Source organism: Endozoicomonas sp. ALC020 (assembly GCF_049275935.1).
In the GTDB taxonomy this organism is placed as follows: domain Bacteria; phylum Pseudomonadota; class Gammaproteobacteria; order Pseudomonadales; family Endozoicomonadaceae; genus Endozoicomonas_A.
The window spans coordinates 535,001-551,505 of sequence record NZ_CP184830.1 but is presented as its reverse complement, the minus strand read 5'-3'; the positions used below and the strand labels follow the sequence as shown (position 1 = coordinate 551,505).

Sequence of the window (16,505 nt, the reverse complement as noted above, 5' to 3'; positions counted from 1 at the left end):
CTTTTGATAGAGGCAGGGATGGCTCCTGTATTCTCGTTTTGCTCACATGATTATGATCCTCTTTTTGTTGTTTTAATCTTCTTTGAATTTGAGACATTGATAAGAAAAACACTCCATATCTGCGGGCCACTCATGAGGCTGAAGTCCGGCTTTGTGCTTGAGGTGAAGGAGAAACTGGTCAGGTTCGGTCAGTTGTTCCCATACCTGGGGAAGGAACGTGGCCTTGTGATGATCCCCCTGGATCAACAGGCCATCAATTCCCGGGCGTAACTGCGCCAGAAGATCTTCTTCAGTTTCAATCTTCATAGCCGTCATGGGCGTCAGGATAGATATTTCAATACGCAGATCGGCCAGCTCATTTTCGGTGACAGGAAAAAAACGCTGGTCTCTGAACGCACTGGCAAAAGCATTGTGTGCGATATCTTCTATCAGGGGTTTTTGAGGAATCAGTGTGCCGATACAGCCTCTGAGTTCGCCAAACTTTTGAAGCGTCACAAATGAAGCAAGATGGGCCTGCAATGTTGTTGGAAACTCAGTTAAATCAAGTTTGGGGGGTTCACCGTCAACACAGATTTTAGCAATGGTGTGTCTGGCCAGACGTAACAGGTTTTTTTTATCCAGTTCTGTGAGATTCAGATCCATCCGGGTTGATCCTTTCATGCCATGGCCAGTCTTTTAAGCACTAAACAGGTGTACAGCTGATAATATCGACTCGAGTAATTTTTACTGGATAACATAGGCCCCATATCCGACGACCCGTTTTTTATCACCGGCCGTATCGCCGGAGTTGCGGACATCCAGAGTCACGACTTCCATGCCCCTGCGCTGAGCTATTTTCAGCATACCATTGAGAGGATAGCTGCCGCAGGCCTGTCCCCCGGTCAGGCATCCGCTCATTTGTTCTATGGCTTTGGTCGTCAGACTGTCACGCTGGTTGGCTTCTTCATAGCTGAGATAGTGACTGAGATCTGAGCTAATGACAATCAGGGTTTCATCGCCGCCCCAGAGAAAGTCTATAACCTCGGCAACGGCGAAGGGTGAGGCATCACCCACAACCAGGGGAATAAGCTTGAAATTGTCCAGGGTGCTCTGCAGAAAGGGGCACTGGACTTCCAGACTGTGCTCATTGGCATGAGCTGCATCCAGAGTATGTACCTGATTGAAACGACTCAGACTTTTGATTGTATCGGTATCCAGCGGAATATCGCCCATGGGGGTTGAGTAGGCTTCACAGTCCGGAAGGGCTATCCCTTCAAACGCAACCTGATGAGAAGGACCCAGCAATACCACTCTTTTAATCTTGCTGCGGTAGGTCTTCAACTGTTTGTAGCCGGATGCGGCAACAGCTCCGGAGTAGACGTATCCGGCATGAGGTACGATCAGGACTTTAGGCGACAGTTCTCTCTCAGTGGCTTCGGACATCAGATTATTGACAACGGTTTTCAGCAGTTCTGGCTGGTCGGGATAGAAAACACCAGACACAGCGGGTTGTCGAATATTCATTGAGCTTACCCCCCGGATGAACGGCCCTATAATTATAGTCAGCGAACCGAGCGAGGCACTGTGATGATGAATGGAATTCGTCAATCTCCACCTGACTATTTTCCCACTGAGTACTGGCACAGTCTAGAAGATGGTCGAATTCAGTGTGATGTCTGCCCCAGAGCCTGCAAGTTAAGAGAAGGCCAGCAGGGGCTTTGCTTTGTCAGAGCCCGGCATCAGGATCAGATTGTGTTGACCAGTTACGGGCGCTCCAGCGGTTTTTGCATTGACCCCATAGAAAAGAAGCCACTGAACCACTTTTTACCCGGCACTCCGGTGTTGTCATTTGGCACGGCAGGTTGCAATCTTGCCTGCAAGTTTTGCCAGAACTGGGATATGAGCAAGTCCAGGGAAATGGATACTCTGGCCGATCAGGCCATGCCCGGACAGCTGGCTCAGGCTGCGTTGGCAACGGGCTGCAGAAGTCTGGCTTTTACCTACAACGACCCGGTTATTTTTCTGGAGTATGCCAGAGATGTTGCGCTTGCCGCTCATGAGCAGGGTATCCGCTCTGTCGCCGTCAGTGCCGGTTATATCTGTGAAGCCCCCAGAGAAGCCTTCTTTGAATGTATGGATGCAGCCAATATTGACCTGAAAGCATTCACTGAGTCTTTCTATAAAAAGATTTGTGGCGGGTCTTTGCAGCCCGTGCTGGAGACTCTGAAGTATCTAAAGCATGAGACAAAGGTATGGTTTGAAATAACCACTCTGCTGATTCCCGGAGAGAATGATTCTGATCATGAGCTTAACAGTATGTGTGAATGGATCGTTGAACATCTGGGTGTTGATGTGCCTGTACATTTCACCGCATTTCATCCTGACTGGAAAATGATGGAGCACACTCACACACCCGCTGATACCCTTACCAGGGCAAGAAATATCGCGATCAAAAAAGGCATTCGTTATGCCTACACCGGCAATGTACACGACAGTCAGGGGGGGAGTACCTGGTGTCATAACTGCGGGCAATTGTTGATTGAGCGAGATTGGTATCAGATGGGTGTCTGGAACCTGAAGTCGGGTTGCTGCCATCAATGCGGTGAAAAGGTGGCCGGTGTTTTTGAAGAGCTGCCCGGTGACTGGGGGAGCAAAAGAATTCCTGTGAGAATGAAGTCCTGAACTCTTTATAAGACAGTGGTTTGTGATCCTCCTTTAGCAGTCATACCTTGCGGGCGGGCTTCTCAGAAATAGCCGCTAAAAGAAATGACGTTGGTTGATTTTTTTTAACACTTCGCTATATGAGAGATCTAAGAAATTGACCATGGTAATGGCTGGGGGGGGTAACAGTGATGGAAACAGCCTTCTAATAATTGGTATGACTGCTTTTACGGTCAGGTTAAATAGGGAGGTTTTTGCGTCAGTCAGCTCTTGGTAGTTACGTTCCGAGAGTACATTGGCAGCAAATCCTTCAGGCTGTCGGTCATCGTTAAACTTTTGAAATGTTTGATCGAGGTTATTGCTGTATTTTTTCAGAGTATCAAATAAGAATTGGCAATCTTCAAAGCCAAGATTGACTCCTTGCCCCATAAAAGGAACGATGGCATGTGCAGCATCACCGATCAATAAAATGTTATTTCTAAAAACATAACGGTCACACTCTGCTTTAAACACATATCCTTGCTGTTTCTCCAATATCTCACTCCCGGATTCTTTGATGAATGGGTAAATGTCAGGAAACTGTGCTTTTAAAAAATCTTCAATCTTTTTGGGTGAATCGAGGGATGAAAAACTGATTTTCCCCATTGAGGGTAGAAATAAATTAGCTCTGAAGGAGTGGTTTAAATTGGGAAGCGCAATCATAAAAAAGTCCTTGCGAGGCCAAATGTGGATGGCACCTGGATTAATGGCCCAGGAATTGTTTTTTTCTTTGATGGTAATTTCTTTATAAGTAGAATCTATTAATGAAAATTGGTGTTTAAAAGAGTTTCTTTTTGCCATCAAACTACGAGTTATGGATTTTGCACCATCTGCACCGATGACGGCATCAGCTTCAAGGGTATTTTTCTTGCCAGCCTGAATATAAGTCACATTATTCTTTTTTTGTGAATTATCAATATTGATGCACTCACTATTTAAACATATTGATACATTGCGAGTCTCTTTCGCTGATTTTAATAATAATTTATGCAATTGACTTCTTTCTACTGAATAGTTGAACCAGGAATTTTTTCCGTATTTTGTCAAACTTATGGGTCTGCCTTTCCGATGAGTGGCTCGACTGTCCATCGGTAACGCAATATCTTTGAATTCCGTTTCCAGCCCTGCTGCTCTCAGTGCTTTGAGACCTCTTGGTGAAATTGACAAATTGATGGTTCTGCAATTATTAGTAGTTTCGGTGTTGATATTCTTTTCCAGTACATGTACAAAAAATCCCAACTCAGCCAAAAATTTTGCTGCCAATAGTCCAACGGGGCCAGCACCGACTATGACAACATCCTGTTTGTCAGGAGCATGTAGCGTGCGACAGGTAAGCATGGGGTCAGGCTCAAAGGTTAACGCTGTTACACCAGGTCTCTGCTGGTTCTTCAAGGTTATTTAGCTGGCCGTATTGTTGACCGGCAAACGTTAACATGAAATGAGCATCACTGCCCATGCCCAGAAATGTCAACCCATCCTGCATCCTTTCTTTGACCTGGGATGCTTCACGGCATAACGTTCCCACCGGGATATTGCGTTTCTTACAACCCTTGATGACTTTCTCGGTAGCACTGACAAAAGTGGGCTCATCACTCCAGAACCTGGCGGGTAATCCAAGGGACATGTGTAAGTCATTTGGACCGATGAAAAAAAGATCTACACCAGGCACATCTAATATTTCGTCGAGGTTATCAATGGATTCTTTCGTTTCTATCTGGATTCCGACAAGAATCTCCTGGTTGGCTGCACTCAGATATTGTGGGCGATTGACGCCAAAACCCAGGTGTGGGGCCAAGCCACCTCCACCTCTTTTGCCATCAGGAGGAAAGCGGGCATAGGCGACTGCTCGTTTAACGTCATCAGCGGTATTTATCATTGGCACGATAATGCCCTGTGCACCACAATCCAGAGCGCTTTTAATATGTTCAATGGAGCCAACCGGTACTCTGACAAGAGGGGTAATACGCCCGTCACTGATATCAGATATGGTCGACATGATGATGGCGGCAGTGGGATAGTCGTAAGGCGTGTGTTCCAGGTCAAGCAGTAGCCAGTGGAAGAAGCCTTGGCCAGCGAGCAACCGGGCTGCATGAAAACTGTTCATTTGTAGCCAGGTTCCGATGGCAAACTTACCCTGTCTTAAGCTCAATAACGTTAGATTTTTGCGCATCAGAGAGTCCTGTATTCAGACATCCTGAAATTCTAGGCAGCATTGACAGAATTTTCCAAATTCGCGATTTCAGGTCCTGAATCCCGATTCCTGATTCCGTCTTCATTCGTTGTTGGCAGGGATGCGTCAATCACTGTCCTGTCACGAAACCATGAGCCAAAATGACCTGTAAGTACTTAAGCAACCGGTTGTACTCCTTCTGGATTTTTAATTCCTGTTAAAACGTATTGCATGGTCAATATTCTTGAATTTCTAATAAAAATCATTCGGAAAATGAAGGAACTTACCTGTAGTTTCTTGGTCAAATAATTAAGGAGTCCTGATTAAATGGATTTTTTTATTAAAACGAAATGGAGAAACTTATTATGAAGTCTTATTGGAGAAAAATGATTAACTGTTCAGTGCTGGCTGGACTGTCCTGCGTCGCTATTACAGGACTTAATGCTGACACGTCTGCGCAGGAGCCACCAAAAAAAGTGGATATTGAATTGGCCCTTGAAATGAACGCGAATCCTCCCGTTGAGTTCGTGAATCCCTATGATGGTCAGAGCTCTATGTGTAACGTGCACTCAACTTCATGGAATCATGACGCTTCCTGGCTGGCAGCTGGAGTATCGTGCAAACATAAGCATATTTCGAATACCGCTCATGTACAACTATTACAAAAGGATACATTGATTCGTTTATATATTCGTATTCCATCTGGTGAAAATTTTGATAAAGTCAATGCCGTATTTAGCCCCGATGGTTCATTGTTGGCGGTATCTACGAACGAGAAGGTCATCAGATTTTATGATGCCCATAAAGGTTTTATACTCAAGCATGTGCATGAGCTTGATGATAATTTTCGCCCGAATCCACCTTTTTCTTTCAACTCCGATGGTTCATTATTTGCGGTTGCACGCAGTCATGATGTAAAAGTGTACAGTTTGAAGGGTGATTTTCTGCACACTGGTACGATTAATAATATTGAGCCAGTTGAAATGACTTTTACTTCCGATAAAAACATACTGGCTGTCAAGACTTTCTCTCAGATAAAAACTTTTCATTCAAACGATGAATTTGCAACCAGTGAAGTTGTGAAAACTTCCAAAATGAAAAAACGAAGGTTTTATCGAGGTTTCGCTTCGAGTCCAGATGGTTATTTATTGGCAACCCCAACTGCTTTCGGTGGAATCAGGTTTATAGATAATAGAACTTGTCAACCAGGAGATCCGTATCAAACGTCTTTTACTCCTATGATATCTGAAGAATACTCACCCTGTTCCGGCAACAGTATGTTCAATCAGGATATTGTCTACCTGGATACTAGTTTCACAACCAGTATGGCATTCAATAATGATGGGTCTCTTTTGGTCGTAGGTGGAAGCGACATTAATGATGGCTCCGGATATGTTAGTGTTTTATCGAAACAGGGATATGGGTGGTCCATAGAACATTCTATCAAAGATCCAAAATCAACAGTTAATAGCGTCAGCTTCAGTCCTGACGGTGAGTTGATGGCGGTGGCCGGGGTTGAGGGAAAAATCTGGTTATACGAAATTAATCCGGTCGAAGACAATTCGGACGAAGTTAACCAAGAAGAAGTTAACCTGGTCAATAAATCCACAACACCTGAACCATCCAACTTGACTACTGAGTACTCAATGTGCACTATTTTCGGCCACTGTAAGTAACGACGGCTCGATCGTAAAAATGATATGAGAGCCAGCTGGTGGCTGAGTTGTATTTCATTAACAACTGTCAAAATCAGTGGCTCTCATTTATCAGATTTACCTATTCAGTAACATGATGGTTTTTTCTTCTCTCTTGAATCCGCCCTAGGAGCCTGACCGAGAATAGCGCCCGTAGCGAGGACGGCAGAAAATTGAGGATGAAAATTCGGTTTTGTGAGGAGAATAGCGAGCTATTTGACGAACAAAAGCGGATTTTCAGACCAATTTGCTGCCGCCGCAGTAGGGCAGTCTATTCTCGGTCAGGCTCCTAGAGGTGATACTTATATTTTGTTGAATTTTAAATGTTAATGTAATGCTGTGCTTATTAATTCAATAGTTGTTTTATACTCACTTTCTAAGTAAAAATTAGTGCATGTTGTTAAAAAAACCTGATCATTTTTTAATGATTCGTAAATTTTTGATAAGTGTTCTTTTGTTTTTTCGGAGATTTCTTCGTCATTGAAGCTGTCTATTTCAAAAAAAAGTTCAGATTGTGGAATACCATATTTTTCTTTATGCCCATGAAATGTAAAGTAACTCCCCCCTTCACCAGACGACATTAGCCCAGTTAAAACTTGCATGATAAATTGAGCATAAGCATCAGGGAGGGGACGAAAAATTTGTTTTTTTGTTTCTTCTATAAAGATGTCTTTTGAAGACGCTGTGCCTGGTTTCTGTCTGGCAAGTAATGATGCGTGATATATCCTCATTAATGCAATATTGTTATTTAACTCTAAATCAGAAGAAATAGGTGTGTCTGATTGATTTAATTGATGTTGTTTTAATCTTATCTCGTCAATAAGGGAGATTAAGCTATTGACCGCACTGTTGAGTGATGCATTGGCATTATATGAATAAAAAACAGAAATAATAAAAATAATTCGACATATTAAAGTTGCTCTGTGATTTTTCATGTGATTCAGGTTTAGTGACTTCGAAAACTACCCCCGAAACGTAGCACTTTTTTATTATTTTTGCAGACTGTTGGAAAACATAGCGCTTGCAGCAAGGGTGGTGAGCGCAGTTAAACTTTCCCTGATTAATTCAAATTCTGTCTTTAACTAAGCCTCTGCCTGGTATTTCAGGAGGCTGACCGGGAATAGACTGTCCTACGCGGCAACTGCTCCTGCGTTGCTCTAGCTCCTGCATCCATGCAGTCGTGCGGCGCCGCCTCTGAAAAGTGAGAGCGCTTTGACTTTACGAATTGTTCTGGTTGACTCACTATAAAGCTTTCCATCAAAGGGAGGTGCATACAGTGAAGGATGCGAACGGCTGGATTGAAGCGCTGTCGCTTGAGCCTCATCCGGAAGGCGGCTTTTTTCGGGAAACTTATCGCTCTGATGAAGTATTAGCCCATGGTAGTCTGCCGGATCGGTTTTCAGGAGAACGAAACTTTTCGACGGCTATTTATTATTTGTTGGAGGGTAAGGATTTTTCCGCGTTTCATCGAATTCAGCAAGATGAAGTCTGGCATTTCTATGACGGTGCATCATTGATTATCCATATTATTGATCCGGAGGGAAGCTATTCCACTGCAAGGCTCGGACGCACCATTCTGGATGGTGAAGTTCCACAGTTTATAGTACCTGCAGGCTGTTTTTTTGCGGTAGAGGTAAGTGATCCTTCTTCGTACGTTCTTTCTGGTTGTACCGTTGCTCCGGGCTTTGACTTTGCGGACTTTGAAATGCCTTCAGCTGAGCAGCTGTTGAATAGCTTCCCTGAGCATGCTGTTCTGATTGAGCGATTGACACGGTAAAAGCTATGAAAAAATTTATCGAATGAGCGTAAAACCCCGTACTTTGAGAGGGTGTCGCAAAAGGTCAATTAAAACGCTTCAAGCTTCAAACCGTCATCTCCGCGAAGGCGGAGATCCACTGTTCGTGGTGGGTTCCCGCCTGCGCGGGAACGACGATCTTGATATATCCTGCTGACCATACCCTTTTGCGACACCCTCTTCACGGCGGGGAGGATGTCAATGTAACTGTCCCCTCGAATATCAATATCAATTCATACAATACTGTTGTCGTTTGGTGTGAGACCTTTGGCGAGTTTATCACTGCGGCCAGGTATCGATAGAATGGAGCCGGACTTGTTGAAGTCCGGCAGAATTGATGGCTTAACTTTCGTTAAACGCCTCGTCCCATTCATTGGCAAAAAGATAACCCAGGGTGTGGGCATTTTTTTCTTCTTTATTGACCGCAAGGAAGATGGTTGCGTTGTATGTAGACTTGTCGTGTATGTCCATGACCACGAGATCATCGTTCTGGGCTTCACCTAACTTGTCGATACAGGTGCTATGGGTCACCAGAATCAGGTTTTTGCCTTCTTCCTTGTATTTGAAAATATCGCTATAAAGGTTCTCTTTACAGCCTTCACGAAGCCAGTTTTGAGTAATGGTCGCTTCCTCACCAAACATCAGGTCAGCAGTCTGGTGGGTTCGTTTGACAGGGCTGTTGTAGACGATGGTTGTTTGCTCGGGTAAGTGATTAAATTTCTGGCCGACGGCAATAGCCTCTGCCTTGCCGGGAACGGTGATACCGGTTTCCCCATCAAGACACAGGTTGTCGGAGCGATCACAGCGTTCAGCGTGTCTGACCAGTGCAACGACATTACCTTGAACCCAGTGAACCTGTAGATCAAACAGTCTTTTATCATTTTCAGCCAGGCTAACAGTGGGCTCAGGCTGCAGAAAGGACCAGGCTGCTGACGCTGAAACGGTCAGACCAGCCAGGGCAATCAATGTCTTTTTAAGCATATAAGGTGTTGTGCGACAATTCTTTGAGAGAGGTAATGTATCGAATCACCGCCTCTCCAAAACAGTGTTAATCAACGCAGAGTAAGCCACATATATTACGGATTTATGACGGAAGCGCACATGGATAGAGAAATGCCACTTGTCGGGTTTGGGCGTGGTGCACTAAAGAATAGGTATAAGTAGCTTGCTGTTTTCTATACTGACGCAGTTCAGACTCCATCGCCCCTGCTCTGAAATCGCAGAGACGATTGAATTCAGGTTACAGAGCCAAGATTGCGGTCAGACAGAACGCGAAATCCAAAGTAACGATAATAACAGCATTCAAAACAAAGGTAGCAGTAGCATTCAAAGCAAAGATAACAGCAGTGGCTCTCGCAGATGAACTATTGAGTGCGCTTTTATCCTGGGCTATTTTTGTACCGGGGTTTGAGCTTGCTCCGGAATCATAGGGTGGGGCGACTGGCTGGCAGATTTCTGTGTCAAAGAATAGCTTGCCTTCAAGGTTGAACAGTCCTCTGCAGGCAGAAAGAGTGGAACCGTTGATAGCAGACCATGTATTCACCATCGGGTTGCGTGTGGGGGTTGACATGACAATGCTGGAACTCACAGGTCTTTCGCACAGTTCTCGTACTTTATGTTCTGACAGTTTTTGTTCGCCAAGATCTTCCAGTGATTTGTGAACTGCTTTCAGGCTGAATGGTTTCAGGGGTTGCCACCATGGATTGACTGCTTGCAGATGGTTACAAACCAGGTTCAGTTCAAGCCCTCCCCAAATGGTTATAGCTGTCCATGTTACACCGATATGATTTGCAATCATGTAAAAACGTGGAAGTCCTGCTTTGATTATTTCGGAACCTTCGATATCTCCGGTAAGAACAAAACCACCTTTGCGAGCAGGGTCGTGACGACTGAAGCCGACATTGGAAATGTCGACTTCGTTGCTGATAATATCCATGCTGCTTCCAGATGCTATTCTAAACTCACCCGCTTCTGCCATATTGCCGATGAAACTGTTCGACTTGACAACTAATGGCTCTGACTGGTTGCTGATCTCGGGAAGATTAATAAATATCCCATGATCCGGAATTAAATGTGGGAAATAGTGGTTGTTAATCGTGCTGTATTTTTCACCTGTGATCAGGTTGACAGAGAACTGCAAGCCCGGACCCCGGATCTCACCATTGGCAGACGCATCCAGAGATTTTCTGCAGTCAAGGACAACTGCGGCACGGATGGGAAGATGAAAAATGTTCCCTTCTAAAATCAGTTTCCGGTTGTAGCACTCTGCAAAAACAATGGAGTCAATTGAGGGGTGGTTATTCTCTCGGTCTGGCTGAAAATTAACGTGTTTTATATTGCTGTTTTTTGTTTCACCAGGCTGGAAATTGTCAGTGGTTCCGATCCTGACCATATATTTGTCTTTATATCCCGGTCGATCCCTGATGATGATATCAAAACCATTTTCGGCTGCTCCAATAATGTCCTGACCGTTTTTCAAACGTATTGCACTGCTAATAAAGTATTCAACCGGAGTTACAACAGGTGCTGTCGTATGTAAAGAGCTATCCGATGGAGAGGGTGTCATTGGCATGACCATTTCAGAGGAGAGCAGTATAACAGTGTTCTCAGGTATCCGTTCTATCAACTCATTTAAATTCTCGGTCGGTTTGGCACTGAGAATAGTACACTGTCGTTTGTTAACAAGTGCTGAATCCATTTTTAGCCGTTGCTGAAGCACCGTCGAATGCTCTGAGAGGAGGGGCTTGGGGTCAAGCAGAGAGTCGCAGTCGACTATCGTAAGGGGTGTAGAAGAGGAGACCGTTGGAGATTGAGTCGACGCTTCGAGCTGTTGAATCAGAGTTTGTAACAGGAATACTGGGGCGATGAATCGGGTCAACAAACACTGCTGATTAATCATGTTCTGAACTTCCAAAGAAATTTAGAAGGGAAGCCTAGACGCCGTAGCTATATCTATCCATCCAAATTATGCGCAAGTTTTCGAGGATAAGGCACGATGATTCTCGCGCTTGACCAGCTAAAGTCGGTCAAGCGCGATTGGCGTCAGCTGCCTTCCTTGGAGAGTTCAGAAATTTCTTTCAGGCGCTCCAGAACTTTGTAATTGATGGAGTCTTTTGTGTACTGACCACGACTGTTCAGTGTGCCAGGCTTGCAACCGGTCAGAAGCTCCATGGCTTCGTCAGCATGATTGACTGCATAAACACTGAAATTGCCTGCTTTTACAGCATCGACCACTTTCTGGTGGAGCATCAGGTTTCGGAGGTTGGTGGCAGGGATAATGACGCCCTGCTCACCTGTCAGGCCACGGGCGTTACAAAGATCAAAGAAGCCCTCAATCTTTTCATTAACACCGCCAATTGCCTGAACTTCCCCATGCTGGTTCATGGAGCCGGTGACGGCAAAACCCTGTTTGATAGGCGTATTGGTCAGAGCGGACACCAGGCAGCAAAGTTCAGCCAGAGTGGCGCTGTCACCATCAATATAACCGTAGGATTGCTCCATGGTCAGGCTGGCCGAGATAGCCAGAGGGAATTTCTGGGCGTATTTGCTGCCCAGATAGCCAGTCAGGATCATAACCCCCTTTGAATGAATGGCCTGACCCAGAGAGACTTCCCGTTCAATATCGACAATCCCCTGGGATCCCGGGTAGACGGCTGCCGTAATTCTGGCTGCAGAACCAAAGCTGGTATCCCCGATAGACATGACAGTGAGCCCGTTGATCTTGCCGATCTTTTCTCCTTTGGTATCGATCAGGATGCTGCCTTCAATCATCTCGTCGAGAATCTGTTGGCTGACACGTCCGGTGCGCTCAGACTTGGCGGCCAGGGCCCGGTCAATATGTTCGTTGTTGATCTTGCGGCCACGGCTCATACGACGAATGAAGTCTGCTTCTGCCAGCAGGTCGAACAGATCGCCTATCCTGGCAGACATCTCACCCTGGTGTTCAGCCATTCTCGAACTGTGTTCGACGAGGCGGGCAACGGCCGCAGCCGTCAGGGCCGGGTAGTTTTCATCATCTGCACGGTTTTTTAACAGTTGGGCAAAAGCATGTACCGATTCCCTGTCTCGTGTAATCCGGTCATCAAAATCGACCAGAACTCTGAATATTTCGTGGAAATCCGGATCAAGCTGTTGCAAGAGGTAATAAATATCTCTGGAACCGACAAGGATGATCTTGATGTTGAGAGGGATGGACTCCGGGTTCAGGGTAATGGTGTTGAGCAGCCCCATCTCTGAGTACGGAGATTCAATAGTCAGCTCTTTCTGTTTCAGGGCTCTTTTTAGTGCTTCCCAGACAAAAGGTTCTTCCAGCAACTTGTTAGCGTCCAGCAACAAGTAGCCACCATTGGCTTTATGCAGAGAACCAGGGCAAATCTGTCGGTAATTGGTCACCAGGGCACCCATCTCGCTGGCGTATTCAATACGACCAAACAGGTTCTTGTAGTTAGGGTGAGACTCATACACGACGGGTGCAGCACCGCTGGCAGAATGGCCAATCAGCAGGTTGGGTGCATAGAGTTCAACCAGTGACTGTCGTTTGCTTGAGTCATCCTTGGACTCCATGTTGCGGTCATCAGCAAGAATATCAATAACGGTGCGGTGCAGGTGATTTTTAACGGCCTCAAGATACCCCAGCACCGACTTCTGATTGTTGTACTTTTTATTCAGGGGTTTGAGCAGAGGTTCCAGGGCCTGGTCAATGGTTTCCTGATTGAGCTTTTGTAGTTTCTCGTTGGATTCCCTTTTCCATTGCGGAAGTTCAACCAGTGAGTCGTTCAGTATTGATTCCAGTTCACTGATGTCTTTATTGAATTTGGACCGTTTTTTATCCGGGAGCTGGGCAAATTCGGTTTCGTCCATCGCCTTACCCTCATGCATAGGGGTAAAGCTGAGGGAGCCCGCTTCGCGAAACAAGGCAATGTTCCGTTTCAGGGCTTCCTGTTCAATCTGATCAATGGCGTGGTCATAGCTTCGGTTGAAATCACGCTCAATAACGCTTTTCTTTTGCTGATAGGTCGGGTTTTCAAACGCTGCCGGAAAGGTCAGCATGAGACTGTCAACAAACTGATCAAAATCTTTCTGCAAAGGCTCGCCCGCTCCTGCGGGAAGCGTCAAAATCTTTGGTTCACGAGGAGTGTCGAAGTTATTGATATAAATCCAGTCGTCAGGTGGCGTCTGGAGCTTGGCTTCAGATTCCAGATATTTTCTCAGGTAGGACATCCTGCCTGTACCGGACTCCCCCATCACATAGATGTTGTAGCCCGTTCGGTGCATGGCTACGCCGAATTGAATGGCACTGGTTGCTCTTTCCTGGCCGAGGATACCCGCATATTTCTCAAGATCGTCGGTGGACTTGAACCCAAGTTCTTTGACCGGCTGTTTCGCAATGAGTTGACTGGTTGAAAGTTTAAGCTTTTTCACTAAGGCCTGCCGTTAACTAATGAGTTCTCTGGGTCATTTCTACGTCGCAGAGCACCATAGGATCAATCATAAGCCGCTCTGCTTTGATGGATTCTTAACCTGCCGGAAAAACCATTAGCCGGTAGGCTGCCAGGTCATCAGTCTCTTTGGATAACCCGTACGGATAGCATAATGCTTTTTTTATCTAACTGTCATGAATTCTGTTGCCAATTGAGGTTGGAGGATAAAAGCGGCTTTTTTAGCGGTTATTTGTTACAAGAACTTGCTTCTAATTTTCTGAGTAATAGCGTTAACTTAAATGATGAGATGTTCAGTGTCGATCGTTGAAGTGACATTGAGTAAAAGTGTGGGATTGCTTCAGAACAAAATGTAGTACGTAAGTTTTATATCGTTTGTGTATGCATCTTTGCGAAGGTCCTCTGAGGTTGCCAGGAAATTGAGGTCATCATGTTGAGATTTCTGTCATGCCTGCTAACAGTTTTTTTTATTTTTTCATTTCACAGTGCTCAGGCTTCACCGCAGCTGGTTAAAGAGTTGCAGAAACTGGTAGGGGGGTTACCACCGGGTAGTGTTCACTCCATTCAGGTCAAAGACCCTGCCAGTGGCCGGGTTGTTTTTGAACAGGGGGCTCATCACAATCTGGTGCCTGCCAGCGTTCTGAAAGTAGTGACGGCCACACTGGCTTATGAGGTTCTGGGCGATAAATTTCAATACACTACCCAGCTCGTAACCCGCGACCGACCTATCCGAAAAGGTATTGTTAATGGGCCCGTAGCTCTTGTGTTCAGTGGTGATCCTTCTTTGAGACGGAAACATCTGGATGAGCTTGTTGGCCAGCTGAAAAAGCGGGGGGTCAAATCTATTCATGGAGACCTCTGGCTGGATGGAGCTGTCTTTACAGGCTATGACCGCGCTGGTGGCGTCAGCTGGGATGATCTGAACATCTGTTTTGCAGCACCGGCAGCCGCCATGATTCTGGACCGGAACTGTTTCTACGGCTGGCTGAAACCAGGCAAAAAAGAAGGTTCCAGAACGTCCATCCAATACGATCAGCCAGACTGGTTTCTGGCCATTGATAATCAGGTACGCACCCATTCTGAAGAAAATTGCCGTCTTGAAGTTCGCCCCTCAAGGGATAAGGAGTACCGTCTACAGGGCTGTATCAGCCCCAAATCATCGCCTGTTCGCCTCGCTTTTTCTGTGAACAATGTAGAGAGAACGGTTAAGCGGTATGTGAAAGATCGGCTGCAAAAAAAGGGTGTCGAATTAAAAGGCAGAGTCATTGTGGGTCGTCCCGGGATGGATTTGCCTTTTGTTCTGGCAGAACATAGATCCGAGTTTTTACCGCAGCTACTCAAACCGGTGTTAAAGAATTCTGACAACCTGTACTCTGACAGCATTCTGAAAACAGTAGGTTACGAAACCTCTGGCAAGCCGGGATCTTATGCCTCAGGTATTGAAACAGCGCGGGAAGTTCTGGGAGGCAAAGGTGTTGGTTTTCGAACCAGCAGGTTGGTAGACGGTTCCGGGCTTTCCCGATACAACTTTATCAGTGCGTCGACCCTGGTTGATGTGCTGATGTTTGGTTGGTCACGATGGGGGGAAAAAAGTCCTTGGCTGAGCGCTCGTGATCGTAAGGAAATGTGGTTCAAAACCGGTTATATGAGTGGCGTCAGCAGTGTGGCTGGTTATGTATTCCAGCCTGATGGAAAGCCCTTGGTGTTTGCTGTGATCCTTAATGGTCTGATGCCTCCTCTACCAGCCAGTCGTGAACAAATGAAAGCTTTTCGCAAAGACATCAGAGTTTTCCGTCGTTCATTTCTAAAAGCTTTGTCCAAGGAAGGAAAGGTCTGAATCATGCTTTCCCCCCCCCCCTTTCGAAGTGGCTTCCATTATCCATGAGTGAGTCATTGTTGTCTGCGGTAGGTGTTTGCCGTTGTTGCTATCTTTGATCCCGCAATTATAATGCGCCTCCACTGAATGGTGCATGGCTCTTAACGGGCACGCAACGATCCATTGCAACAACGTTTAAAACGGTGATTGACAATTGTATCGAACAGCGTAGAATGCACCGCCGCTGAGACAGAAACGCAACGCTCACTGAGTGAACGAATGCGGTCCCGGCAAGTTGAAAAGTGGCTTGAAAAACAGGTGCTTGACAACAACCAGCGCCAAGGTAAGATGAGCGCCTCGCTGAACAGCGCTGACCGCTGGTTCAGCCGGTTAAAACCTTCTTGTTTTAATCCAGTTCTTTAACAAATTATCAGACAATTCGTGTGGGCGCTTGTGCGAATGGCATCGGTCAACAGAGCTTTGCTCTGAAATGATTTAAATGCTGATCAAGCAAGCGAACATACTCGTTAATTCTAACATGTACGTTTAATTGCAAAGATTGAGCAGTCAGCATGTTCTTCGGGGCAGCTGACAAAACGATTTAAACTGAAGAGTTTGATCATGGCTCAGATTGAACGCTGGCGGCAGGCCTAACACATGCAAGTCGAGCGGTAACATTTCCAGCTTGCTGGAAGATGACGAGCGGCGGACGGGTGCGTAACACGTAGGAATCTGCCCGGTAGTGGGGGATAGCCCGGAGAAATCCGGATTAATACCGCATACGTCCTACTCTTTTTCGGAAGAGGGGGGAAAGCAGGGGACTCTTCGGAACCTTGCGCTATCGGATGAGCCTGCGTCGGATTAGCTGGTTGGTGGGGTAAAGGCCTACCAAGGCGACGATCCGTAGCTGGTC

Annotated in this window: 13 protein-coding genes and 1 rRNA gene (1 of these 14 cut by a window edge); 6 read left to right on the top strand and 8 right to left on the bottom strand. The window is 45.9% G+C overall.

Features of this window, described 5'->3' with window-relative positions:
- Positions 1 to 72 precede the first annotated feature (72 nt).
- Entirely contained in the window at positions 73 to 642 is a 570-nt protein-coding gene (gene amrA, locus ACOJUO_RS02065; RefSeq protein ID WP_422138770.1) for an AmmeMemoRadiSam system protein A, read from the bottom strand.
- 81 nt (positions 643 to 723) lie between these two features.
- Entirely contained in the window at positions 724 to 1,503 is a 780-nt protein-coding gene (gene amrB, locus ACOJUO_RS02060; protein ID WP_422138769.1) for an AmmeMemoRadiSam system protein B, read from the bottom strand.
- 63 nt (positions 1,504 to 1,566) lie between these two features.
- On the opposite strand from amrB, the gene amrS reads away from it, so the two are divergent.
- Positions 1,567 to 2,661, top strand: coding sequence for an AmmeMemoRadiSam system radical SAM enzyme (gene amrS / locus ACOJUO_RS02055; RefSeq protein WP_422138768.1), 1,095 nt, complete (start codon positions 1,567 to 1,569; stop codon positions 2,659 to 2,661).
- Positions 2,662 to 2,736: 75 nt separating this feature from the next.
- Here the strand turns inward: amrS and ACOJUO_RS02050 are convergent, their stop codons facing one another.
- Both ACOJUO_RS02050 and ACOJUO_RS02045 read right to left on the bottom strand, forming a co-directional pair.
- Complete coding sequence (locus ACOJUO_RS02050) at positions 2,737 to 4,071, bottom strand: FAD-dependent oxidoreductase (protein ID WP_422138767.1); 1,335 nt, start codon at positions 4,069 to 4,071, stop codon at positions 2,737 to 2,739.
- Positions 4,028 to 4,849, bottom strand: a complete 822-nt coding sequence (locus tag ACOJUO_RS02045) for an HpcH/HpaI aldolase family protein (protein WP_422135086.1) — start codon at positions 4,847 to 4,849, stop codon at positions 4,028 to 4,030. Before ACOJUO_RS02045 ends, ACOJUO_RS02050 begins: the two co-directional genes overlap by 44 nt.
- A gap of 365 nt (positions 4,850 to 5,214) precedes the next feature.
- Between ACOJUO_RS02045 and ACOJUO_RS02040 the strand changes: the two genes are divergently transcribed.
- Positions 5,215 to 6,525 (top strand): WD40 repeat domain-containing protein, encoded by a 1,311-nt coding sequence (locus tag ACOJUO_RS02040; RefSeq protein WP_422138766.1) that lies wholly within the window; start codon positions 5,215 to 5,217, stop codon positions 6,523 to 6,525.
- Positions 6,526 to 6,869: 344 nt separating this feature from the next.
- On the opposite strand, the gene ACOJUO_RS02035 is transcribed toward ACOJUO_RS02040, so the two are convergent.
- Complete coding sequence (locus ACOJUO_RS02035; RefSeq protein WP_422138765.1) at positions 6,870 to 7,478, bottom strand: hypothetical protein; 609 nt, start codon at positions 7,476 to 7,478, stop codon at positions 6,870 to 6,872.
- 341 nt (positions 7,479 to 7,819) lie between these two features.
- On the opposite strand from ACOJUO_RS02035, the gene ACOJUO_RS02030 reads away from it, so the two are divergent.
- The gene (locus ACOJUO_RS02030; RefSeq protein WP_422138764.1) at positions 7,820 to 8,320 is read left to right on the top strand and encodes a cupin domain-containing protein; all 501 of its coding nucleotides are present in this window, start codon (positions 7,820 to 7,822) and stop codon (positions 8,318 to 8,320) included.
- Between the two features lie 158 nt (positions 8,321 to 8,478).
- A complete protein-coding gene (locus tag ACOJUO_RS02025; protein ID WP_422138763.1) occupies positions 8,479 to 8,640 on the top strand; it encodes a DM13 domain-containing protein in 162 nt (53 codons plus the stop codon).
- A gap of 40 nt (positions 8,641 to 8,680) precedes the next feature.
- Here ACOJUO_RS02025 and ACOJUO_RS02020 read toward each other — a convergent pair whose 3' ends face one another.
- The 3 genes from ACOJUO_RS02020 to ACOJUO_RS02010 form a co-directional block, all read right to left on the bottom strand.
- On the bottom strand, positions 8,681 to 9,319 hold the full coding sequence (locus tag ACOJUO_RS02020) for a histidine phosphatase family protein (RefSeq protein WP_422138762.1): 639 nt from the start codon (positions 9,317 to 9,319) through the stop codon (positions 8,681 to 8,683).
- 259 nt (positions 9,320 to 9,578) lie between these two features.
- A complete protein-coding gene (locus ACOJUO_RS02015; protein ID WP_422138761.1) occupies positions 9,579 to 11,237 on the bottom strand; it encodes a hypothetical protein in 1,659 nt (552 codons plus the stop codon).
- Between the two features lie 143 nt (positions 11,238 to 11,380).
- Positions 11,381 to 13,759: a Lon protease family protein gene (locus tag ACOJUO_RS02010; RefSeq protein WP_422135079.1), complete on the bottom strand. Its 2,379-nt coding sequence runs from the start codon at positions 13,757 to 13,759 to the stop codon at positions 11,381 to 11,383.
- A gap of 447 nt (positions 13,760 to 14,206) precedes the next feature.
- Here ACOJUO_RS02010 and dacB point away from each other — a divergent pair, with 447 nt between their 5' ends.
- Together dacB and ACOJUO_RS02000 are read left to right on the top strand one after the other, a co-directional pair.
- A complete protein-coding gene (gene dacB / locus ACOJUO_RS02005) occupies positions 14,207 to 15,613 on the top strand; it encodes a D-alanyl-D-alanine carboxypeptidase/D-alanyl-D-alanine endopeptidase (RefSeq protein WP_422135078.1) in 1,407 nt (468 codons plus the stop codon).
- Positions 15,614 to 16,195: 582 nt separating this feature from the next.
- Positions 16,196 to 16,505: ribosomal RNA gene (locus ACOJUO_RS02000) — 16S ribosomal RNA — on the top strand (it continues 1,247 nt past the right edge of the window).

What these genes read in the sequence shown, in the direction of transcription:
- amrS (WP_422138768.1), top strand. Translation starts at nt 1,567, where the DNA reads ATGATGAATGGAATTCGTCAATCTCCACCTGACTATTTTCCCACTGAG.
- dacB (WP_422135078.1), top strand. Translation starts at nt 14,207, where the DNA reads ATGTTGAGATTTCTGTCATGCCTGCTAACAGTTTTTTTTATTTTTTCA.
- ACOJUO_RS02020 (WP_422138762.1), bottom strand. Translation starts at nt 9,319, where the DNA reads ATGCTTAAAAAGACATTGATTGCCCTGGCTGGTCTGACCGTTTCAGCG.
- ACOJUO_RS02015 (WP_422138761.1), bottom strand. Translation starts at nt 11,237, where the DNA reads ATGATTAATCAGCAGTGTTTGTTGACCCGATTCATCGCCCCAGTATTC.
- ACOJUO_RS02045 (WP_422135086.1), bottom strand. Translation starts at nt 4,849, where the DNA reads ATGCGCAAAAATCTAACGTTATTGAGCTTAAGACAGGGTAAGTTTGCC.
- amrB (WP_422138769.1), bottom strand. Translation starts at nt 1,503, where the DNA reads ATGAATATTCGACAACCCGCTGTGTCTGGTGTTTTCTATCCCGACCAG.
- amrA (WP_422138770.1), bottom strand. Translation starts at nt 642, where the DNA reads ATGGATCTGAATCTCACAGAACTGGATAAAAAAAACCTGTTACGTCTG.
- ACOJUO_RS02040 (WP_422138766.1), top strand. Translation starts at nt 5,215, where the DNA reads ATGAAGTCTTATTGGAGAAAAATGATTAACTGTTCAGTGCTGGCTGGA.
- ACOJUO_RS02035 (WP_422138765.1), bottom strand. Translation starts at nt 7,478, where the DNA reads ATGAAAAATCACAGAGCAACTTTAATATGTCGAATTATTTTTATTATT.